General features: G+C 41.7%; 21 protein-coding genes and 1 pseudogene. 9 read left to right on the top strand and 13 right to left on the bottom strand.

The genetic code is table 11. From position 1 onward, the window contains the following. The first annotated feature begins 155 nt into the window (after positions 1-155). From H6G92_RS10475 to H6G92_RS10465, 3 genes are all read left to right on the top strand, one after another. Positions 156-1,223 (top strand): aliphatic sulfonate ABC transporter substrate-binding protein, encoded by a 1,068-nt coding sequence (locus H6G92_RS10475; RefSeq protein ID WP_190893625.1) that lies wholly within the window; start codon positions 156-158, stop codon positions 1,221-1,223. 107 nt (positions 1,224-1,330) lie between these two features. Further along, on the top strand, positions 1,331-3,181 hold the full coding sequence (locus tag H6G92_RS10470; protein WP_190893505.1) for an ABC transporter ATP-binding protein: 1,851 nt from the start codon (positions 1,331-1,333) through the stop codon (positions 3,179-3,181). A 31-nt stretch (positions 3,182-3,212) separates the two neighbouring features. Beyond that, the gene (locus tag H6G92_RS10465) at positions 3,213-3,464 is read left to right on the top strand and encodes a hypothetical protein (RefSeq protein WP_190893503.1); all 252 of its coding nucleotides are present in this window, start codon (positions 3,213-3,215) and stop codon (positions 3,462-3,464) included. Between the two features lie 101 nt (positions 3,465-3,565). On the opposite strand, the gene H6G92_RS10460 is transcribed toward H6G92_RS10465, so the two are convergent. From H6G92_RS10460 to H6G92_RS10440, 5 genes are all read right to left on the bottom strand, one after another. Further along, positions 3,566-4,843: an MFS transporter gene (locus H6G92_RS10460; RefSeq protein ID WP_190893500.1), complete on the bottom strand. Its 1,278-nt coding sequence runs from the start codon at positions 4,841-4,843 to the stop codon at positions 3,566-3,568. Next, entirely contained in the window at positions 4,803-5,282 is a 480-nt protein-coding gene (locus H6G92_RS10455) for a MarR family winged helix-turn-helix transcriptional regulator (RefSeq protein WP_190893498.1), read from the bottom strand. The genes H6G92_RS10460 and H6G92_RS10455 overlap by 41 nt, the downstream gene beginning before the upstream one ends. 19 nt (positions 5,283-5,301) lie before the next feature. Then, on the bottom strand, positions 5,302-6,156 hold the full coding sequence (locus tag H6G92_RS10450; RefSeq protein ID WP_190893496.1) for an ABC transporter permease: 855 nt from the start codon (positions 6,154-6,156) through the stop codon (positions 5,302-5,304). Further along, on the bottom strand, positions 6,113-6,967 hold the full coding sequence (locus H6G92_RS10445) for an ABC transporter ATP-binding protein (protein WP_190893493.1): 855 nt from the start codon (positions 6,965-6,967) through the stop codon (positions 6,113-6,115). Before H6G92_RS10445 ends, H6G92_RS10450 begins: the two co-directional genes overlap by 44 nt. A gap of 182 nt (positions 6,968-7,149) precedes the next feature. After that, positions 7,150-7,569, bottom strand: coding sequence for a VOC family protein (locus H6G92_RS10440; protein WP_199344765.1), 420 nt, complete (start codon positions 7,567-7,569; stop codon positions 7,150-7,152). Positions 7,570-8,117: 548 nt separating this feature from the next. On the opposite strand from H6G92_RS10440, the gene H6G92_RS10430 reads away from it, so the two are divergent. Then, the gene (locus tag H6G92_RS10430; RefSeq protein ID WP_190893491.1) at positions 8,118-8,873 is read left to right on the top strand and encodes a dienelactone hydrolase family protein; all 756 of its coding nucleotides are present in this window, start codon (positions 8,118-8,120) and stop codon (positions 8,871-8,873) included. Between the two features lie 57 nt (positions 8,874-8,930). On the opposite strand, the gene H6G92_RS10425 is transcribed toward H6G92_RS10430, so the two are convergent. From H6G92_RS10425 to H6G92_RS10415, 3 genes are all read right to left on the bottom strand, one after another. Beyond that, entirely contained in the window at positions 8,931-9,752 is an 822-nt protein-coding gene (locus tag H6G92_RS10425; RefSeq protein ID WP_190893489.1) for an NADPH-dependent oxidoreductase, read from the bottom strand. A gap of 23 nt (positions 9,753-9,775) precedes the next feature. Next, complete coding sequence (locus H6G92_RS10420; RefSeq protein WP_190893487.1) at positions 9,776-10,879, bottom strand: sulfonate ABC transporter substrate-binding protein; 1,104 nt, start codon at positions 10,877-10,879, stop codon at positions 9,776-9,778. Positions 10,880-11,288: 409 nt separating this feature from the next. Next, positions 11,289-11,609: a hypothetical protein gene (locus tag H6G92_RS10415; protein WP_190893485.1), complete on the bottom strand. Its 321-nt coding sequence runs from the start codon at positions 11,607-11,609 to the stop codon at positions 11,289-11,291. Positions 11,610-11,814: 205 nt separating this feature from the next. Between H6G92_RS10415 and H6G92_RS10410 the strand changes: the two genes are divergently transcribed. The 3 genes and pseudogenes from H6G92_RS10410 (at position 11,815) to H6G92_RS10405 (ending at position 14,626) form a co-directional block, all read left to right on the top strand. Next, positions 11,815-12,762, top strand: coding sequence for a D-2-hydroxyacid dehydrogenase (locus H6G92_RS10410; protein WP_190893483.1), 948 nt, complete (start codon positions 11,815-11,817; stop codon positions 12,760-12,762). Between the two features lie 399 nt (positions 12,763-13,161). Next, a pseudogene (locus tag H6G92_RS38815) lies at positions 13,162-13,239 on the top strand (class II aldolase/adducin family protein); the annotation flags it as partial. 202 nt (positions 13,240-13,441) lie between these two features. Further along, a complete protein-coding gene (locus H6G92_RS10405) occupies positions 13,442-14,626 on the top strand; it encodes an acyl-CoA dehydrogenase family protein (RefSeq protein ID WP_190893480.1) in 1,185 nt (394 codons plus the stop codon). Positions 14,627-14,658: 32 nt separating this feature from the next. Here H6G92_RS10405 and H6G92_RS10400 read toward each other — a convergent pair whose 3' ends face one another. The 5 genes from H6G92_RS10400 to H6G92_RS10380 are packed head-to-tail and all read right to left on the bottom strand — an operon-like array spanning position 14,659 to position 19,795. Beyond that, a complete protein-coding gene (locus tag H6G92_RS10400; protein ID WP_190893478.1) occupies positions 14,659-15,258 on the bottom strand; it encodes a hypothetical protein in 600 nt (199 codons plus the stop codon). A gap of 44 nt (positions 15,259-15,302) precedes the next feature. Beyond that, positions 15,303-16,652: a DUF2254 domain-containing protein gene (locus H6G92_RS10395; protein WP_190893476.1), complete on the bottom strand. Its 1,350-nt coding sequence runs from the start codon at positions 16,650-16,652 to the stop codon at positions 15,303-15,305. After that, on the bottom strand, positions 16,649-17,656 hold the full coding sequence (locus H6G92_RS10390) for a mechanosensitive ion channel family protein (protein WP_190893473.1): 1,008 nt from the start codon (positions 17,654-17,656) through the stop codon (positions 16,649-16,651). Before H6G92_RS10390 ends, H6G92_RS10395 begins: the two co-directional genes overlap by 4 nt. A gap of 31 nt (positions 17,657-17,687) precedes the next feature. Continuing rightward, a complete protein-coding gene (locus tag H6G92_RS10385; RefSeq protein ID WP_190893471.1) occupies positions 17,688-18,503 on the bottom strand; it encodes an ion transporter in 816 nt (271 codons plus the stop codon). A gap of 11 nt (positions 18,504-18,514) precedes the next feature. Then, on the bottom strand, positions 18,515-19,795 hold the full coding sequence (locus tag H6G92_RS10380; protein WP_190893469.1) for a TIGR00341 family protein: 1,281 nt from the start codon (positions 19,793-19,795) through the stop codon (positions 18,515-18,517). A 491-nt stretch (positions 19,796-20,286) separates the two neighbouring features. Between H6G92_RS10380 and H6G92_RS10375 the strand changes: the two genes are divergently transcribed. Next, positions 20,287-21,198: an S-layer homology domain-containing protein gene (locus tag H6G92_RS10375; protein WP_190893466.1), complete on the top strand. Its 912-nt coding sequence runs from the start codon at positions 20,287-20,289 to the stop codon at positions 21,196-21,198. Positions 21,199-21,434: 236 nt separating this feature from the next. After that, positions 21,435-22,319, top strand: coding sequence for a DUF2382 domain-containing protein (locus tag H6G92_RS10370; RefSeq protein WP_190893464.1), 885 nt, complete (start codon positions 21,435-21,437; stop codon positions 22,317-22,319). Positions 22,320-22,346 lie beyond the last annotated feature (27 nt).

The following is a 22,346-nucleotide window of genomic DNA, read 5'->3' as shown; positions in this document are numbered from 1 at the left end:
CATGATAAATCGCAGTACCACATGAAGGATTTCGGGCTGTTCTGAATTGTATAAAGTTTGCAAAGCAGAATATTTAAGCATTTCAACGCCCGAAGTTTTTGTAAAAAATAACCAGAATTCTTTCAAATCAGAAATATCTCATGGATAAAATAGCTATGATTAAACGCCGTCGTTTTCTCAATTTTGCTACATCGGGTCTATGTGGTTTTTCTATGGCATATCTGTTAGGAAGTTGTAGCGAACAAAGCCCAAAGAATGTGGCACAATCTTCTTTTATAAACAGTACTAATGCCAATCTAGATTACTCTGGTATCAAAACGAAAGTTCTCCGCATGGGGTATCAGAGTGCAGGGGATCTCTTCAGAAATCGCAGAGTTTTAGAGAAACGCTTGGAACCGTTGGGGATTAAAGTGGAATGGGCGCAATTTGCCCAAGGGCCACAACTTATGGAAGGGATGGCTGGGGGAAGAGTTGACGTGGGATCGGTGGGAGAAACACCACCAATTTTTGCCCAAGTAGCTGGGTCAGACCTTGTTTATGTCGTCGGTACACAAAGAACCGCAACGACAGGGACAAGTAGTGTGATTGCTGTACCTCCAGAGTCTCCCCTTCAGAAATTTGAGGATATTAAGGGGCAAGAAGTTTATTTTCAAAAAGGCTCGGCATCGCACTATTTTATTCTTAGAGCTTTGCAGTCAATCGGCTTGACAATCAAAGATATTAAAATCAAAAGTATGGCGACTATCGAGGCGCGTGGTGCGTTTCTCGAAGGGAGAATTCCTGTTTGGATGACAGGAGATCCCCATTATGCGATCGCTGAAAAAATGGGTCGAATTCGAGTCATCAAAGATTCTGTGGGGCTAGATTCTCCTGGGGGCTACTATATTTCTGACAGGAAGTTTGCCCAAGAAAATCCTGGCTTGCTAAAAATTATTATTGAGGAGCTTCATGCTCTTGATAAGTGGGCAGACGTGAATCGAGACGAAGTAGCCAAATTGATGATCACTGAACAAAAGCTCGATGAAGATGTAGTTGCAAGGGTGATGTCTCGTCGCTCTTTTGCAGGACGTAGAGGACTCAGCCCTGCATTGATCGCGGAACAACAACGTGTAGCAGATTTGTTCTTTCAAGAGGGTGTCATACCAAAGAAAATCAACATTCAGGATGCGTTACTTCCACCTGATTTGTATGCTGCAATCACACCATCAGAAATTATGGTCTAGTGCTTTGTTTCAGTAATTCTTAGGACTTACGCACTGTACAAATGCATCACTCAATTGAGTTGTTAAGGAGAAGCCTAAAAAGATAAGATGCTACGAAATTGACTCTCATGAAGAAAAAGTCCAAACAATCGAAATCCTTTCAACGTGCTGCTGATGCGCCCAACTTGCCAGCAACTCCATTTCGGTTCATTTGCTATTTCGTTAACCAGTTCCGCTGGTGGTATGTGGCAATGGTGATTCTGGAGGTAATACACGCAACCTGCGGCATCATGTTACCTTATGCCATTGGTGAGATCATCCGGGGTGTGACGCGACAGGCGGCCGACAGCAAACCCATTCTTGATGCCATGAGCCAACCCCTGATGCTTTTCACCGCCTTGAGTGTGGGTGAAGTGATATTCGGGCGAGCAGCTGGACTTTTGCAGACTATCCTCCATCCGATCCACCGACAACACATCGTCCGTTCTCTATATAGCTACTTACAGCACCATTCTCACCGTTACCTCAGCAGCAGTTTTTCTGGGGCATTGGCACATCGGATTAGCGAAACTTCTCTGGGTGTGACTCAGACGATGCAAATGCTGATTACTGAATTTATGCCAGTAATCATCGTCTATACTGTCACGACGATATTACTGTATCGCGTCTATCCTCCACTTGCTGGATTCGTGGGGATGTGGGCAGTTCTTTTCATCAGTATTTCGTTCTGGCTGGCAACTCGCTGCCGAATTTACTCCCGAAAAGCCGCAGCAGCAAGAAGTGAAACAACTGGCATCATTGTGGATGCAGTCACAAATCTCACCAGTAGCAGACTGTTTGCTCGCCTGGGTTTTGAACGACGCTATTTGAATGAGCAATTAAGGGACGAACTCAAAGAGGTGAGAAAATCCAACTGGTACTCGGAGCGAATCCGTTGGTTTCAGTTTATCTCAGCAGCAGTCCTGAAAATTGGCACTTTGTATTACTCGCTCTCACTTTGGAGTCAGGGGACGATCGCAACGGCGGATTTTGTCGTAGCAACCAGTCTGTCGCTGTTAATCATTAGTGAAGCCCGCAATTTAAGTAAACGGTTTCTAGAATTTTTTGAACATATCGGCAATATTGCCAATGGTGTCTTCACTATTGTTCAACCCCACGAGATCATTGATCGTAATAGTGCGATCGCCCATTCAATTACTCAGGGACAGATTGAGTTTCGCCAAGTAAATTTTAGCTACTCCCTTGGTAAAAAAGTATTCGACAACCTGTCTATAACTATCCAACCAGGCCAGCGTGTCGGACTGGTTGGCTTTTCTGGCTCTGGGAAATCCAGCTTCGTCAATCTGATTTTGCGTCAATTCGACCCCCAATCTGGACAGATTATTATTGATGGGGTCGATATTCGAGACATGACGCAAGATGCCCTACACTCCCAGATCAGCTTAATTCCTCAAGATCCGTCTCTGTTCCATCGAACATTGATAGAAAATATTCGTTATGGACGACTGGATGCCACCAATGAGGAAGTGGTCGAGGCAGCACGCCAGGCCTATGCTCACGATTTTATCGCTCAGATTCAGGAAGGGTATGATTCTTTGGTCGGTGAGCGCGGTGTCAAACTTTCTGGAGGGCAAAGACAAAGGATTGCGATCGCGCGGGTTATCCTCAAAGACGCACCAATTCTGATTCTAGATGAAGCTACCTCCAGCCTCGATTCCATTACCGAAAAAGCGATCCAAGACACTCTAGATTTAGCGATGGATGGAAAAACGGTGATCGTGGTAGCTCATCGACTTTCTACTATTGCCCATCTAGACCGCATTCTGGTATTTGACCAAGGGCGCATTATCGAAGATGGCACTCATACTAAACTGCTGGCACGCCGTGGTGCTTACTACAGGTTATGGAAAATGCAGGCAGGTGGATTCTTACCTGTAGAAGCCAATAATCAAAATGCCTCCGAACTACAAACAGGATAGTTTCGAGTAAGTTTTTCTTTCTTTGCAAGTTATGACTAAAGTATTCAATACTCACCGCCGTTTTATCCGGCTTGGTACAGCAGGCTTGTTGGGTTTATCAACTGCATTTACCCTCAATAGTTGCAAGACAAATACCCAGCAAGCAGAAACATCTGCTACTACTACAAGTGCATCAGCTAATGGAATTAAAGGACATCAAAGGACAGAAAGTGAACTACCTACATCGTACCGCAAGGTCGATGTAGGTAGTTCACAAAAATGGCTTGTTACCCAAATCTCTTGATATTCAAGAAACATTGCTGACTCCTGAACAATATGCTGCAATCACACCAGCTTCTCTCACTAGTCAGCGATAATATTGAATTTTTGGCAGCATACCGTCTTTTACTCCTTATGTTCAAACTCTTGTAATGCTCCTAGCTTGGCAATTCCCGGCCAAATTGCAGCTACAGCAATTACCACTGCAATTGTACCAATTCCTCCACTCACTACTGAGATAACCGGGCCAAATAAAGCAGATGTCAAGCCTGATTCAAAGCCGCCTAACTCGTTAGAGGCACTAATAAATACACTATTGATCGCCGCAACCCGACCGCGTAAATTATCTGGCGTTCTAATTTGCACTAAGGTATGGCGAATTACAACGCTAATTGTGTCTAGTGCGCCACTTAGCACCAGCATCAATAATGACAGCCAAAACCAACGCGATAGCCCAAAGATAATTGTCACAACACCAAAGCCAACTACTGACCAAAGTAAGGCTGGCCCAGCCTTGCGTAAGGGTGGTAAATATGCCAGTAAAACCGCCATAAATAAAGCCCCAATGGAGGGGGCTGCTTGTAGGTAGCCTAACTCTAATGGCCCTACCTGCAAAATATCTTTGGCGAAGATGGGTAGTAGCGCGATCGCACCTCCCAACAAAACTGCAAACATATCTAAGGTAATGGCTGCTAAAATTAACTGATTTTTCCAGACAAACTTAGCGCCGGCTGAGAGTGCTTTGAGTGAGATTGGTTCTGTAGAACGAATGGTTTCTTGTTTTGAGATTGCCGCCGTTAAGACAAAACACAGCAAACCTGCGATCGCAGCCAGTACATATACCCCTGTAGCACCTCCCAAAAAGGCTATACCAAATCCTCCCAAAGCTGGGCCGATAACTGAGGCTAACTGAAAGCTACTACTATTCCAAGTGGCTGCATTTGTAAATGCACTGATAGGTATCAATTGCCACATCAAGGCATCACTAGCAGGTTTTAAGAACGCCCTGCCAATCCCTGTGAATACCAAGCAGGCATAAATCAAAACTACTGTACCTTGAGTCCAAGAAAGTACAGCCAAACCTAGAGAACATAAGACTAACAGCAGCACTGACAACAACATTGTCAGTTTGCGATCGCGGCGATCGGCTATATGTCCACTAATCAAGGTGAGGGCAATCATGGGCAAGACTTGGGCTAGCCCAACACCACCTAATGCCAAAGCTGAATTTGTGCGATCGTAGAGTTCCCAGCCAATGGCCACAGTCTGCATTTGTGACCCGATGAACAAGAGTACACGCCCAATTGTAAATAGGCGATAATCTCGAAACCTCAACGCCGCAAAAGGATCGTGTTGTGCAGACTTAGCGTTGCTCCCGTTTAATTTCTGTTTGCTCGAAGACATTTTTCAGTAAAGCCAACCCTTCTTCAATATTGGAAACTTGTTCTGGTGTCAGACCTTCCAAAAGGTCGGCTATATGAGCGCGAGTTTGGTCTTGAGATTGCTTTAATTGATGCTTTCCATCTTCAGTAAGATTCAGGAGAACTCGCCGCCTTTCATGAGGATCATCGATGCGTTGCACTAAGTTGCGCTGTACTAGCCTTTCTGTTGTTGCTGATGCTGTTGCACAGGTGACACCTAGATGCTCTGCCAAATCGGATAATGAAGCACCTGGACTGCGGTTAAGAAATGCTAGCGATCGCAACTGTGGTATAGATAAAGCAGCAGCACTGTGAGCTCGCATATCCGCTCGGATAAACCGCATCACTAACGGAATTGTATCCATTACTCTGGCAGCACATTCTTGGGAAGTTGCGCCTTGCGTAGGTTTTCCGAGTTTCATCAGCTATTCTTTCTCCTAATTACATTGCCACCCGTGGATAAAGTCGTCCACAAATCAGGGTTAAGCCTATTAATGTTAACAAGAGAATTGTACAGTCCCAACCAAATCCATAGATACTAGTTCCATTTGCTAGCATCGTCCCGCGTAAGGCATCCACTTCGTAAGTTAAAGGATTAATACGAGACAAAAATTTTAACCAGTCGGGCATCATGGAAATGGGATAGATGGCATTACTAGCAAAAAACAACGGCATAGTTAACAACTGCCCAATTCCCGTCATTCGTTCTCTAGTTTTTACTAAACAGCCAATGATTAAGGAAAATGTGCAGAAACAACCTGCTCCTAGCATAACGACTAATAGCACTTGCAAAAAAGCCAAAGGATGAAGATTAAGTTTGACACCTAATACTAATGCCAATCCATAAATGACAAATACCTGTGATAAACAGCGCACTCCACAGGCTAGGGATTTCCCTAACACCATCGCTACTCTTGGTGTCGGACTAGCTAAGAATTTATGCACAACTCCTAAGTCTCGCTCCCAAATTAGCGTCATACCGCCTGTAAAAATAGCGACAAACAACACACTTTGCGCCAGAATACCGGCAGCCATAAAATCTAAATAAGGTAAGTCGCCTGTAGGAATTGCCCGAATCTTGGTGAAAACTTGCCCGAAAATCAATAGCCACAGTGATGGTTGTACGGCTCTGACTATTAAATCAGTGGGATCATGCCGTAGTTTCCGCACTTCCATCTCGGCAATCACGAGGGTTTTCGTAAATATCTGAATAATTGCAGAGATAATATTAGGTTGGCGAGGAGGTTTTGCCTTAACCCAACCGTTGAGCTGTACGTCTGGTTCTTGCTGTATCACGATAGCTGACTCCTGATGTTAATTGATCCCCTGTGTAGTGAATAAAGACATCATCCAAAGTTGCATTTGATTTATCCAAAGAAGCTTTCAAATCACTTGGTGTGCCTGTTGTCACAACTTCGCCTTGCTGCATAATTGTCACTCGGTTACACAGGCTATCGGCTTCTTCTAAAAAGTGAGTAGTTAAAAATATGGTTGTGCCGTAATCTGCGCGGAGCTGTTGCACCAGTTGCCATACCTGAGTACGAGCAATGGGATCTAGCCCTACAGTCGGTTCATCAAGAAACAAAATCTTGGGTTGGTGCATGATAGATTGAGCAATTTCTAGCTTGCGGATCATGCCACCAGAGTAATTACGTACCAAGCGATGGGCTGCGTCTTGCAAACCCATAAAATCTAGAACTTCGCTGATACGCCTTTGCCTATGCTTGACAGGAATATCGTATAGCTTGGCAAATATTAAGAGGTTTTCGTAGCCTGTAAGACTGCCATCGGCAGAAAGAGCTTGGGGTACATAGCCAAATAGTCGTCTGACAGCAGCAGCCTGATGAGTTACATCATAGCCAGCTATAGTTGCTCTACCTGCACTCAGGGGCAATAGAGTTGTCAACATCTTGATGGCTGTGCTTTTACCTGCCCCATTTGGGCCGAGTAAACCAAAGACCTCACCTTGTTTTACTGTGATACTCAAATCATTTACAGCAACTGCTTTACCGAAGTAACGTGTCAGTCCTTGTGTTTCTAAAATCACTGCTTTAGGGCTACTAGCAAGTGATTCAGACAAATCAGCGTTTCCCGTAAGTCTTGTCACGAGTTTGATGCACTTTTAATATTTAGTCTATCTAAATATTAGCTTCGCATATTTGTTTAGAAAGTCAAGAGTCTATTTTGTGTTGGATAAATTCCAATACAGTTCAGAATGAGCAACAAAACCCTCATGTAGAGGCGCAATTTATCGCGTCTTAAAACACCAATTATCTCCACCAATAACCCTTAACCCAAGCGTATTGGGGTAAATTCCGCTATTTCTATGCGATTACCACCAGGATCGCGGATAAAAAAGCGATCGTATACAGTTGGGAGGCGATCGCTACGCTGGGCGGTTGTGCGATCGCTAATAATTTCTACCCCATGAGCTTGCAGATGTTTGGCAAATGCTTCTAAGTCGTGGACTCGAAAACATATATGCCGTCTAGATACTTGGTTATTTGCCTGCTTCTCTATACCTACGTGGATTTGAATATCCCCCAGCACATACCATGCGCCTCCATTAGCTTGGAGAGCAAATGGTTTAGTAATTTCAGTGAGTTTCAAAATTTGACTGTAAAAAAACAGCATCGCGTTTTCCACCTCAGGTGGTGATGTCACCTGAATATGATCGATTGCTGTGAACCACACTTTGATTTCCTCCATTTTTTATTGCGAATTGCGTTAGCGGAGCGGGGCGTTAGCCCATTGCGAATTGGATTTATGGTGGCTGTGAGCAAACAGGGTAATGCTGAGGATTCAACAATTACTGATAATCATTGAAGCTCACAAGTTTTCTTCAAATTTCAGAACTAACTTTTTTCTGCCTGCTTTTCGGTATATCTCTCCAGCAAAAATTGCTTCAGGTGTGGCTGATCTAAACTAATTCCTAAATCGGCGAATTTGCTCATAACTCAGACTTTCCTAAATCGCATTAGCAATCAAGGCAATTCCCGATGCTCTAGCACCAGCAGCACAGTGAATTAATATTGTCATCTTGATACACTAAAACGATAGATTTACCGTATTTTATCAGCAATACCATCAAAATTGCCCTTACCCCTGTTTGGGATATTGGTAACAGCACTTGTTTTTCTTACTTGGTTGTGGAATGATACTTTTATAAAATACGGCAATTTAACGTATTTACCGTAGTATCTCTATAGATATCAAAAACAATCAACTCTCAACGAGATTGTAGGCTACATCCTAAAATGGCAACCACAGAAATTCGCACAACTAAAGTTAAAGTCCCAAACGGTGATTTGCAAATTGATGCTTACCTAGCTGAACCTGCAAAACAGGGAAAATTCCCCGCCGTTATCGTGATTCAGGAAATCTTTGGAGTAAATATTCATATTCGGGAAGTTGCCGAGAAGTTTGCCAAGGAGGGATATGTAGCGATCGCTCCCGCACTTTATCAACGTACTGCTCCGGGGTTCGAGGCTGTATACACCCAAGAAGATATCCAGCGTGGTAGAAGCTATAAAGAGCAGACCACAGCAGAAGAAATATTGAGCGACATTCAAAGTGCGATCGCTTATTTGAAAACTTTACCAAATGTCCAAAAAGATGCGATCGGCTCGATTGGTTTCTGCTTTGGTGGCCACGTTGTCTATTTAGCAGCCACTCTGCCAGATATTAAAGTTACAGCCTCTTTCTACGGTGGCGGGATTACCAACTCTACACCTGGTGGTGGTGAACCCACTCTCACCCATACTTCCAAAATTAAAGCCCCCATTTACGCGTTCTTTGGCACTGAAGATCAAGGCATCCCGCTAGAACACACAGAAGAAATTGAAGCCGAATTAAAGAAACATCAAATTTCTCATAAAATCTTTCGCTATGAGGGAGCAGGGCATGGATTTTTCTGCAACCATCGTGCCAGCTACAATCCCGAAGCTGCCGCTGACGCTTGGCAACAAGTCTTAGAATTATTCCAAAAAAACCTCCAACTGCAAACAGTCTAAATCTCAAATAGTCTCCTTTGACTTTGTAGAAACGCGATTAATCGCGTCTCTACTTTTTCATCGCAACTCAAAACCCAAATTTTTCAAAGCTTCCTGCAAGCGATCGCGTCCCGATAGAGATTCAGCAAACGCTACTCGTTTAGCTGAGTGTTCCGACCAATCACCAGCAACATTCATCTGTTGGGAACTGTAGAATGCTTTCATGATTTGGTTGTAAAGAGCAATTTCCTGGTCTTGTTTCTCTAATTGATAAGTCTCCCGATGCAATACTGCTGCTTGAGGTAAACGCGGTTTAACTTCCACATTTACGGATGAATCTGCATAACCAACACACAGGCCAAAAACGGCAAAGACATGAGGCGGTAAATTTAAAACCTCTGCCACCTCTTCTGGACGGTTACGCAATGCACCAATATAAACTGTTCCCAAACCCAAGGATTCGGCGGCGACAACAGCATTTTGCGCTGCTAATGCTGCATCTATAGCCGCCATCAGAAACATTTCCAGATAATCTAAACCTTCATGGGGTAATCCTTGACTTTCAGCGACAGATGTTAATCTCGCCAAATCTGCTAACCACACCAGAAATAAAGGACACTGGCGAATATGCGCTTGGTTATTCGCCAACTGCGATAACTTCTCTTTACGTTGTAAATCTTCTACTGCAACTACACTCCATGTCTGGAGATTTGAGGAAGTCGATGCAGATTGGGCTGCTGCTACCAAAGTTTCTAGAGTATTTGATGGTAGGGGATCGCTCAAGTAAGCGCGGATTGAACGGTGGGACAGCAAATTAGATATTGTCTCATTCCAAGGAATATCTGCATTGAACGCGTCTACGCCATAACGACGATGAAATAACTCAGTAGGATTGGTCATAATTACGAACTACTAATTACGAATTATTTAATTTTGGGTGAAAAAGCTGCATATTGCTCAGGTGTAAGCATTGCTTCTTTGACGTTAATTTGTTTGGGAATCAATTTCAATTCATAGAATTTATCAGCAACTTGTTGCTGAAGAGTAATTAATTCTTGAGAGATTGGTGTGATGCCAAACTTTCTTCTGTTAGTAGTCTTTTTCATTGTTTCTAAATCTATGCCCAAAATGGGGGAAAGACTTGCAGCTACTTCATCTCGATGTTGCTCAGACCATTGTTCAAAATTTTGAATCTCTTCTAATAATGTCTTAATAATTGCTGGTTGTTGGCTAGCAAATTTTTGGCTGGCAAGGTAATATCCTCCCTGTTTATTAATTCCTGTACCATCAATTAATACACGAGCATCGCTAGATTTTTCGGCCGCTGCGTAAAATGGATCCCAAATTGACCAAGCATCAATACTACCTCTGATAAAAGCAGCACGAGCATCGGCTGGTGGTAAATATATGGGTTGAATATCACTATATTTTAAACCATATTTTTCTAAAATTTGTACTAGCATATAATGGGCACTAGAGCCTTTTTGCAAAGCAATCTTTTTCCCTTTGAGATCGTTGACTGTTTTGATGGCAGAATTTTTAGAAACAAGAATTGCTGAACTAGCAGGACTTGGAGCGATTCCTGCGATATATGTGATTGCAGCACCTCCTGCTTGAGCAAAAATTGGTGGTGATTCTCCAGTATGCCCAAAGTCAATACTGCCAACATTCATAGCTTCTAAAAGCTGTGGCCCAGCCGGAAATTCAATCCATTCAACAGATACACCTTCAGGTTGTAATCGCTTTTCTAAAAGCCCTTTGCTTTTTAGGAGAATTGCTGATTTTTGATAGCCAAATCTGACTACTGATGCTTTGGTTTGAGTGGAATTATTGGCAGATACAGTTGTAGTATTACTTGGATTATTTGCTGTACAAGCAGCAAATAGCAAGCTGAGGCATAAGCCAGTAATAAAAGCCCCAGTAACTTGTATAGGAACAGTTGATAATAACCGGGTTTGACTAGCAAATCTGAAAATAACCCATTTTTGACAATAGATTATTATGCGCTTAAATAAAAAATTAAACATTAATCTTTACCTCTTTGTTTAGGGAAAATGCTAAGTTTATTCATTGCCAAGATGTTAGACCAAGTAATTGATGATAATTTGGCTAAATTTATATGTTTATTTAATTTACATCAAGTCGGTCAAGTTACAGTATTTTACTTTTGATAAGATAGTAGCATCCCATAAAAACTTTAGTAAATGGGTAGTTACAGCTACAAATTCAATCTCAAAATATAGTTGCTTGTGTTAACAAAATCTGGTATCATTAATTTTTTAATATCAAATCGCAGTAAATTCGCAAAATTGCCGAATTTTACTAAGATTGCCACAGATTGAAGTTTTTCGGCTCGATTCTCTGAAATAAAGCTTTTTGCAGATCGGCAAGCTTTTGCTATTCATTACAACTTGATTCAATCGGTTTTAACTTTTATTAAGATAGCTCTTGATTTTTTGAAAAAAGTGTGTAAAGCTCTTTTATGTGTAAACTACGGTAAATCGACCAATAATTAGTAGTAAATATTAAAGTGCGATCGCAGTTTGCGTAGCGTTCCGCAGCAAAGGTGGGGTGTAAGCCCATCGTCCCAACTTTGGCGCTGTATTGGCACACAGTCATCATTGCTGCTGAAGGCTGTGCTTTTTTGAGCAAAGCACTAAGTTGCAATGTGTTGTATGGGGATGGATACCTTTTTGCAGTTGAGGTGGGTGCGAGAATGTCATGGATGGAATTTTTAAATCTAGGCGATCGTCGCACCTGCTTTTTTATTTATCAACAAAGGTGTAGATATAAGCAAGCAGAAAGAATAGAGGCATCGCATCTTCCTAATTTCTTATCTCCAATTCAAAAGGTGAAATGACATATCTGCATTATTTTTTGCCCGAATAATATCTCCAACCAAGTGCCCAAATACACTGCTTAAAACTTACCGACAAAGTGATTGTTAAGGGAGTTATCAGCTTTGAAAATTATTCTACCAATAGACGTAGCCACAGAACTTGAAGCTCATTTACCTGATGACACAGTAGTTGTACGTGTTGACAGCGAAGGTAAGTTGGATGGTGATGCTACAAATGCCGAGGTTTACTTTAGCTGGTTTTTCCTCAAACCTACAACATTGCATCAAGTTTTAGAATCTGCGCCACAATTGCGTTGGCATCATGCACCAAATGCGGGTGTAAATCACATCGTTACACCCAAATATATAGAACGTAACCTCATTTTAACCAACGGTGCGGGAGTTCATGCGGTTCCCATAGCTGAATTCGTCATTGCTTATATGCTTTCCTATGCCAAACAACTATCCAAATTACACCAACAACAGACTCAACACCGTTGGCAAAAAGGTCTGCCAATTCAAGAATTGCTAGATAAAACATTATTAATTATCGGTGCAGGTGGAATTGGGCAAGAAATTGCGTCTCGTGCTAAAGCTTTTGGGATGCGGATTTTTGGGAGTCGTCGTCACCCGCAACCACTACCTAACTTTGACAAAGTAGTAGGTGCAGATGAATGGAAAGCACTTTTAGGCGAAGCTGACTATGTTGTAATTGCCACACCTTTGACTTGGGATACTAAAGGCATGATCGATGCTGAGGTACTGCGCTTGATGCGTAAGAGTGCTTATTTAATTAATATCGCTCGTGGTGCAATTGTGGATGAATTTGCACTGGTTAAAGCCTTAGAAGATGGTGAAATTGCCGGGGCTGCTTTAGATACTGTGTTCACAGAACCGCTACCACCAGAAAGTCCATTGTGGTCTTTGCCTAACGTTTTTATTACACCCCACTGTTCTGGTAATTCTCCCAGAGTTAAGGAGCGATCGCTAGCTCTGTTTCTAGATAATTTCACACGTTATCACCAAGGACAACCTCTACGTAACATCGTAGATCAAACAGTAGGTTATTAATTCATTTGGACTACTTTGATGATTCCTCTCCTCTCTCACAGTCCAGATCACAACAAATCAGTAGCTTTTTAGTGACAACTCTGTTTATCAGTTTTCTAGTTGCTGGTTGCACTCGCACTAGTAAAAGTTCTACAGCCATACCTGTAATATCGTGTCCGGTTAAAGACTTATCATTTAGACCGCAGGGGCCAGGGGGAAAGACGCTTTTGCGATTGTTGCACAGATGCGGGAATTATAACTAATTAGGCGGACATGATACAAGTAATCAAACTTCAAAAAAACCTCAAGTAATGCGATTGAGGTATCAAAAAGGTGGGATTATTCCTATTGCACGCCAGCGTGGCGAATTAGAGCGCCAACTACTAACTCAAAATATCAAAGTAGAGTGGAGTGGCCCCTTCGGCGGCTTTTCGCTTATTTGGCCGTTTTGGCTTCAGTGAAGGAATAGCAGGAAATATTACAGCCCGTGACCCAGAATTACTTGCTGTTTCTGATGAAGCGATAAGCCTGACGGCATAGCTAGCGCTTACCGCATCTCAACAACAGGTTGCTGATACTTTTTTCTAAGCGGGTGTAATTCCTTTACAAGTTGATGTCAAACAACTATGGGACAGTAGTTTTAATGAAGATATCGCCAAATGCAATTAGCACTGTCTCCAGTAGGTAGGAATTGAGCCAAATGTCACAATCACCTGTTTTAGAAGCTAATACAGCAGTATCTGTTGATTTGTTTAAGCTTGCCGAGTCGCTGGCGGCTGATTTTGCCACTCGTGCAGCCATCCACGATCGCGACAGTTCTTTCCCTTTTGAGAATTTTCAAGCTCTCCACCAAGCACAACTATTAAGTCTCACGGTTCCCAGAGAATTTGGTGGACAAGATTCAGGGTACGCTACCGTCTGTCAAGTAATTGAAAAGATAGCCAGTGGTGATGCTTCTACAGCTTTGGTGTTGACCATGCACTACTTACAACATAGTAATGCAGCCCGGACTCGTCGTTGGCATCCCGCAGTTTATGAAAGGCTGTGTCAGGAGTCAGTTACAGGTATTGCTTTACTCAATGCTGCCCGTGTGGAACCAGAATTAGGTACACCCGCCAGAGGAGGACTACCAGCCACAATTGCCAAACAAACAGATAGTGGTTGGCTGATAACTGGGCACAAACAATACACCACGGGCAGTCCGATCTTAAGTTATTTCGTCGTTTGGGCGCGAACAGATGAAGAGGAACCACGAGTAGGCAGTTTTCTTGTCCCACGCGATCTTTCTGGTATGAGGATTGAGAAAACTTGGGATCATTTAGGGATGCGAGCTACTGGCAGCCACGATCTAATTTTAGAAGATGTCTTGATTCCTCAAGAATACGCTTTGGATGTGCATCCTCTGAACACTTTTTTAGCACCAGACCCTCTAAAATTAGCAGGTGGTAGTTTGTGGTTGAGTGCATTGTATCAAGGAGTAGCCACAGCAGCGCGAGATTGGTTAGTTGAGTATTTGAATAAGCGATCGCCTACTAATTTAGGTGCAAGTTTAGCAACTCTACCCCGATTTCAAACAGCCGTTGGTGAAATCGAAGCACTACTATACGCCAATCAGCGACTAATTTACAGTCTGGCGAACGATATTGATCGAGGTGAGTTTGACACCAAAATTGATTTACAAGCGCAAACAGTGAAATATCTAGTTACAAATAATGCCATTCGTGCTGTGGAAATTGGACTAGAACTGATTGGTAATCCTGGTTTATCCAAGAAAAATCCTCTGGAAAGACATTATCGAGATGTACTTTGTAGTCGCATTCATACACCGCAAAATGATGCAATTTGTTTGTCTTTAGGGAAATCAGCACTAAAAGTTACAACCTAAGGGACTTCCAAAAAATAAATTATCCCAAAAATTTAAATGTATGTCTCAGTTTGCGAATGATTTGCCTTTGCATTACGACTTGTCCAATTTCGCAACGCCCAAAGGCTAATTAAAGCTGCTAATCCAGCGCCGAGAGTGTCCATAACTAAATCAATAATGGTGTCATCCAAGCTTTCAATTACTTGAGTACTGAGAATTTTACCAGCAGACCATTCCGTGACTTCCCATAAAGCACCAATAGCAATTCCAAAACTAGTGATTGTCACTAAATACAAAAGTGTATGATTCCGAAATATATTCAACATTGAACCATAGACTAAAAAACTAAGTGCTAGGGTAATTGCAGAAGTCGTATAAGCATGAACAATTTCGTCATAAGGCCCTGGCATCCCAAATAAATCCCATACCCAACCAGTAGCATTGAGCAATGCAGCCAAGACAAACAAAAAATCAAATAAAGTGGGTAATTTATCATCTCGGATGACAAATATAAAGGATATAACAAGAAATAATGCAAGCCCCAAGGCATTTGACCATTTACCTTGAACTGCTGCGGCTATGACAAAAATTGTTAATACAGCCTGTCCTATCCATGCGATAGTTCGATAACCTTTCCAATTCAGGATTTTCATAATTATTACCTCAAAAATATTAATTTAAAACGCCATTATTCTGATTAATCCCAATCCTTATTATTGTCATCATTATTTAAGTTTTTAATGACCTGATAATAACTCTCTTCTACATCTTTGTAGTCTTGTTCTTGTGATAGTCCTTCACGGCTATCTTGTAAAATCATGTCAGCATGATGGCGCAGGCTTACTTGATATTTAGAATTGTTAGTGTAGGTGGCAATAGTAGATATAGCTTCTAACAAACGAATAGTTACTCCCGCATCCGACTTTCCATACTGGCGAATTTGGTTAAAAGCACGATCAACCAATCCTTGAAAATCTACTCCTTCAGCAATGAAGCGCAATTTGTTATTTTTATCGTAGCGGTAGGGCGAAGGAAAATCTCTTTGAACTAAGTGGCACAATCCAGCGTTAATTCGGTCAATACAGCGAATTGCAGTAAATGGATCATTTATTCCAGGGGAAATGGCACGCAGAGCAATTTCTACTAATTGATCAATTGGAAACTCTATATCCTGTTGTTCTGTACGTTCTTTGCCCAAAATAAAAGCATCATTAATTTGTTTGGTAAGTTTTTTATTTACTTTTTTTCCAGGAAAAACCAAGGCTAAATTGCCACCTTGAATTAGAAATTTTCCTGGTCTAACCTGAAGGCGTACTAGCAAATTATGTTTACAAGCAATTTTCATCAATTCTTCGTCATCAATTGCTTGTAAATAACCAGTGCCATTAGCTCGAATCGGTAAAGCCTCTTTCTCAAAAGACATGGGAATTTCTTCAATTCCAAGGCTATGTTCTGGTTCACCATGCCCAATTTTTTCGGGAAATAGCCGCTTAATTGCTGAATGTAAATCCTCGCTAACATTTTGGATGACGTGAGATGCCTGAATTATTGTTGAAGCATGATGGATAAAATAAATTAATACACCAATGCTAATAATTGCGAGTAAAATACCGACTGTAACCGAAAGTTGTGGCACAAACTGGCTATATCCATCTCCCTCTCCACGAATTGTCCGCAGTACGAGCAAGCAGTAGATGAAAGTACCAATAAATGTGCCAAGTGCAACTTGATTACCAGTATCCTGCATGAAATTACGCAGAAGTCGCGGCCCGAAATTGGAAGCAGCTAACTGAAGCGCCACAATTGTAATTGAAAAGGCTGTAGCAGCAACGCTAATCATGGAACCTGCAACCGATCCTAACAGCGATCGCGCTCCATCTGCTCCACCTGTATAAACCCACCAATAATTAATTTCCACCTTGTCTGTACGGTCAAGATTAAGCATTGTGAAAGCTAAAGCAGTAGCTACTACCGCCATAACTGCTGGTATGAACCAGTAACTTGAATGGAGCTGATCCCACAGTTTGCTTAACTTGACATTTCTCATTTTTCGTTGGTTTGAGAATCTACTTTACCGTTGTTATCTTGTGAGGAGCGCACTTGAGCAAGTAACCTAAGTGAATCACTGATGCGGCGAGGCTTCGGTACTTCACCTTTACCAGATGGCGAACCTTCACGCTGACGGGAGCGATCGCCATCTGTCTCTTCGGTCTGGTCGTGGAACAGAATTTGTTGAGTTGGGAAGGGCAAATCAATGCCGTTTGCAACAAGCGTTTTCTTAATTGCAGTAATCACTTTATCCCGCGAAATAAGATTATCTGCCCGTCGTGGTGGATGAACCCACCAACGCACACGGATGTTAACAGTGCTTTCGGCAAGTTCCATTACTAGTACATCAGGAGCCGGATCTTTTAAGACTTCATTTACACTATGCATTGCATCTAGCATTAACTGCTTGGCACGGTCAATGTCGTCGTTGTAGCCAATGCCCACATCATACTCTAATCGCCGATTATCAAAGGCAGTGTTTACAGTTACAGAATTAGTAAATAATTCCGAGTTCGGAATGACAATCCGCCGACCGTCATAAGTTCTGATTGTTGTTGCGCGTGTCTCAATATTTTCGACTGTTCCTTCAAAGCCTTTAAAAACAATTTGGTCATCAATTTGAAAAGGTTCAGTCAGCAGAATTAAAATTCCAGCTAAGAAGTTTTGCAAAATATCGCGGAAAGCAAAACCAATTGCTACACCGCTAATTCCCAATAGTTGTATCAAATCACCCGCTCTAAATGTAGGAATAACAATGGAAAGGGCAATAAACAACCCAATTAAAATTGTTAGCCCTTGCGCTAACCTTCCTAGAACTAGTCCCAGATTTCGGGCAGAACGACGATTGCGAGTTAACCGCTTTACCAGTACCTTAATTCTGCTAGCAACAAACAAAAAGAAGATGAAGACAATTAACCCTAATACAATGTTCGGTAGCAAAGCTATGAACCCGTTAATCATACTTTGAACCTTATCCCAAGCTGCGGAGATTTCTGCATTCATGAATTTTCCTCACTAATTAATCTTTGCTAAGTCAATGCTTTGGATTCTGATACAATAATTCTTGAATTTCCTCCCTCAATGCTGCGATTTCACTCTGAAGGAGTTGAATCGATTTCGCTCCAGCTAACTCTGCTTCGTCATCATCGGCATCACGACCAATAAAGAATGTTGCTAAAGTCGCAGTGACATAGCCAAACACGGCAAACGCATACAATGCTAAGAAAAAACAAAGTAGCCGTCCTTCGGGCGTTTTGGGCCAATACTCAGAACCCATCGTTGTTATAAGCATTGCTGTCCACCATAAAGCAGTACCGTAGTTGTGTAACCCTGATTCCACAGGAACTTCGTTTTCAAACGCATACATCCCTGCTGCTCCTATTAAAGTAACAATCATTGTTAATCCCACAACATAACCAAACCCTCGACGGCTAATACTTGCTCCTAAAACCCGCATTCCTCGGTTAGCACGAGTCATAACTCGCAACAGTTGTAGCCCTCGCACAGCCCGCGTTGTTCGTAGTATTCGGATGACTCGTATGATGCGAAAAGTACGCAACGCTGGCAACACCAAAGAAATAGCTGTTAGCCAGTTGCTTTTGATATAGGAAAATTTATGAGGAGCGATCGCTAGTTTAAGTAGAAAATCTAATATAAAAATAATCCAAATAGTGATGCTAAAGGCTTCCAGTAAAGAGTTTAATCCCCAGATAATCTCGATGATGAATAGTGCTAGCCATACAGAGCCAAGCACCAGCATTGGAATTTCTAGCCAATCTTCCAACTGTTGCAAGACTTCATTACGTTCTTTTTCTAGGGCTTGTTTTTCTGAAAGCTTTGAACTACTCATAAATGGTCTTATTATTTGCTCGCAGGTGTTTCTAGCACATTGACATCAACTAAAGGTGTCACATTAAAGTCCTGTTTTAATAATTGAGTTTGAATTGATTGGGTGAGGCGATCGCGTATTTCTTCACTAGACGCTGTAACTCCCGGTTGACGCTGCACATAAATAACAGATAGTAGGGTATCCTGCCCTTGAATGTTGGATCGTGTAAAGCGCACATTCGACTCGACTAATTTTGCTAAACCAACTTGCTCCACAGTTTTCTGAACTTGGGCGTTGGCACGTTGGGCAAGGCTAGAGCGTTGTAAATTGGGAGAATGAGAAAACTGCCAAGTCAACAAACCTGCCAATGCGATGACAGTTATCACCAAGGCAGAAAAGAATACCCGTTTTTTACCACGCCCATAGCGAGTTTCTTGAGCAGACAGCCCAAATATTCGGAACAACAAAGCTGCTGAAAAATTAATGCCGCATAGTTGCAAAAACAGTAAGAACAGTCCCGAAATTGCCATGTCCCATCTGCCAACTGCACTAGCCATACCGACAATTCCCGCAGGTGGAGCTAAAGAAGCAGCAACTAGCATTCCAGTTGCTGCTCCAGATACTAAACTACTCCGTTCTGATTGAACCAAGTTGAGCGCCCCTGCGGCTCCTGCTGCCAATGGTAAAATCACTGCCACTGCTGAAACCTGGCTGCTATCTACCATTAAACTGGTGGGAATTTCTTGCCGTAATATCAGGCTAAGTAGCCAAGTAGTGGCAATTGTGACTGCTAAAGCCGCAAAATATCGTAAAATACTCCGCCCCAGGAGTTTGCGATCGCCCCATGCAGTAGCGATCGCTGTATTCATCGCCGGGCCTGCAAAGGGTGCAATCAGCATCGCCGCCACCAGCAAGTAAGCTGTATTAGTATACAAGCCAATCCAGACTACAAAGCCTGCCAGTGCTGCATAACCAAGAAAACCTCGCCAAGAGCCAACACTTTGTAAACCAGAAAGAAAAATCTCAATCGGACTGCGTTCTTCCACATCTACAACTTGTTGCGGTGCTTCCGATGCAGGGGGTTGCAGAGTCATCACACCAGTTGGTATGAGCGTAATTTGTACTTTGGGCAAGTCTTGCAACTTGTCCAGAACTTTGCCAACTTCTCGATTAGAAACATGAACAATCACTACATCAATCGGTTCTTCTGCATTTCCTTCAAATCGAGCCAGATTTGTGCCGTTATGAGATTTGGCAATATCGATAACAGCTTTTCCATTTCCCTGTGGTACTTGGATAATAAGTTGACGCATTCTACCCTCCTACCGCTAACCATCTTGTTTTTTCAGACAATAACTCTACTACCCAAAGAAAGATTTTTTTAAAGATGTATCTCATATTCAATTAACACTTGATTTCTGTCCGTAAAATTGGTACATAGCGAAATAACTGATAGTTAAGGTTAACTATAAGGAAAATTTCATTAATTTATCGTTTAAGACTTAGATTAAATCTAAATAGTGGAAAAGCCGTGGAGAAGTCCGCTATATTTTTCTTCTCGAAAGCAAGCTTTAGATTTTATTACTTTCCTTGTATTAACATAAGCCGTTACTAAAACATTGACGTTTTTGATATTTTCATTGTTGCGTTATCTATATCTAAAGTAACAAGCATAGTCAGTCTTTAGTAGTATTTCAAGCTGTAGAATAAATTTCTCCACTAAATCTCCACTATTTGTTAATAACTTAATAACTATTGAAGTATTAGAAAGAATAAATAATTGAAAAAATAAGGGGCATGGATCATGACACAGTTAACTAAGTTACTGTCAGCAGGTGTATCTTTACTAACTTTAAATTTAACGGTACTTGCCGCTGGAGCATTGGATACCTATGCTCAATCTTCCCCTACAACTACCTTTAGTGATGTTCAACCTAATTACTGGGCACAGCCATTTATTCGAGGTTTGGCTGCAAGAAATATTGTGACTGGATATCCTGATGGTACATTTCGACCAGAACAGCCAGTAGACCGAGATGAGTTTGCAGCAATTATTCGTAAAGCTTTTGACCAACCACCAACTCGCCAGATACAAAGTGGTGCTGTATATAAAGATGTTCCTACAAACTATTGGGCTAGTCGTCCCATTGAAGAAGCATATCAACAAGGATTTATGACGGGTTATCCTGGTGGATACTTTCGTCCCAATCAATCGGTTTCTAAGGTTGAGGCTATAGTTGCTTTAAACAAAGGTCTGAATCTAACTACTGGTACATCAGCAGTTACTGTGCCCACAGTCATGCAGAGAGTAGTTCCTCAAAAAACCGCACAAAAACCTGTAAAAAGACGTATAATGCCATTAGCATTTACTAATTTAATGCAGCCTTTATTAATATCAAAAGCCCCAGCCGTAGCAGCTAATGCTGTAAATATTAACCGTCCTGCGTCATTCATTATTACTAACACTTACGCAGATGCCAATAATATTCCGCAATATGCAGTTGGAGATGTAGCAGCCGCAACTAAAGCAAATATAGTGGTCAACTATCCAAATCCTAAAGTTCTTAATCCAAATAAACCTGCAACTAGAGGAGAGATTACGGCTTTAGTTTATCAAACTTTAGTTTCCCAAGGGAAAATAGAACCAATTGCTACTAATTCACCTGCCAATCAGTATATTGTTCGTACTCCTATCAACAATCAAAACGCTCAATAAGTGCGAATTCCTCAAATACTTTTGCTAATTTCAGGTCTAACGACTTAGTTATAAGCCTCTATAATATTATGTTATGCAGATATGCAGAGGTTTACTTTTGGTTTAATTAACCCGAATTTTTAAAACCATTAATTCCACGGTAATGATTTTTTAGACATTAATATCTTTCTTGAGAAAGAAGGAGTAAAAAATTATATCTTTACAATTGAAAATATAGATGTTGGAGGAAAAAGAATATGGCTTTATATAAACTCGAAGACTTTGCTGGTAACTATGGTGATGCAGATTTTGATAACTATGAAGTTAGGGATTTTGATGTCTATTCAGACATAGATGACGATAAAGTTGGGACTGTCAAACACATCTTGGTGGATGATTCGGGTCATTTCCGCTATTTAGTTGTTGACACAGGTTTTTGGTTCTTTGGTAGACAAGTATTGTTACCAATTGGACGTTCCCGAATAAGCTATAGCAATCGACGCGTCTATGCTATTGGGCTGACGAAGGAGCAAGTAGAAAATTTACCAGATTTTAATGATTTGGAACAGATTGATTACGATTATGAGGAACAGGTGCGTGGAGTTTATCGGACTCCAGTAAGACAAGCACCTTTAAGTACCTCAACACCTGTAGAGACATCAACACCTGTAGATGCTCCACCAGTCTCTAGAAATCGTAATGCATACAGGTATGAAGATGAACCAAATCTTTACGATATGAATCAGCAGGATCATCAAAACCTGAAACTATACGAAGAACGTTTAGTTGCCAATAAATCCCGTGTTAAGACAGGAGAAGTATCTATTGGCAAACATGTGGAAACTGAGACGACAAGGGTTGCTGTACCAGTTGAAAAAGAACGCATAATTATTGAACGCACTACTCCACAAGAAGCTGGTAGAACTGTATCGCCTGCTGAGGCTGACTTCCGTGAGGGAGAAGTTACTCGCATGGATCTTTATGAAGAAACCCCTGATATTCAGAAGGAAGCCGTTTTGCGTGAGGAAGTGAAAATTAAGAAAGTAGTTGAACAGGATACAGTTGAAGCCGAAGGTACTGTTCGTCGTGAGGAATTAGACATTAATAAGAACGATGAGCGATTACGTGACAGAAGAAGCTAAATGGCTTTGAGATAACTCCTAGTGAAA

The sequence above is a fragment of the Nostoc foliaceum FACHB-393 genome (assembly GCF_014698505.1).
In the GTDB taxonomy this organism is placed as follows: Bacteria; Cyanobacteriota; Cyanobacteriia; order Cyanobacteriales; family Nostocaceae; genus Nostoc; species Nostoc foliaceum_A.
This window is presented reverse-complemented; position numbering and strand designations above follow the sequence as displayed.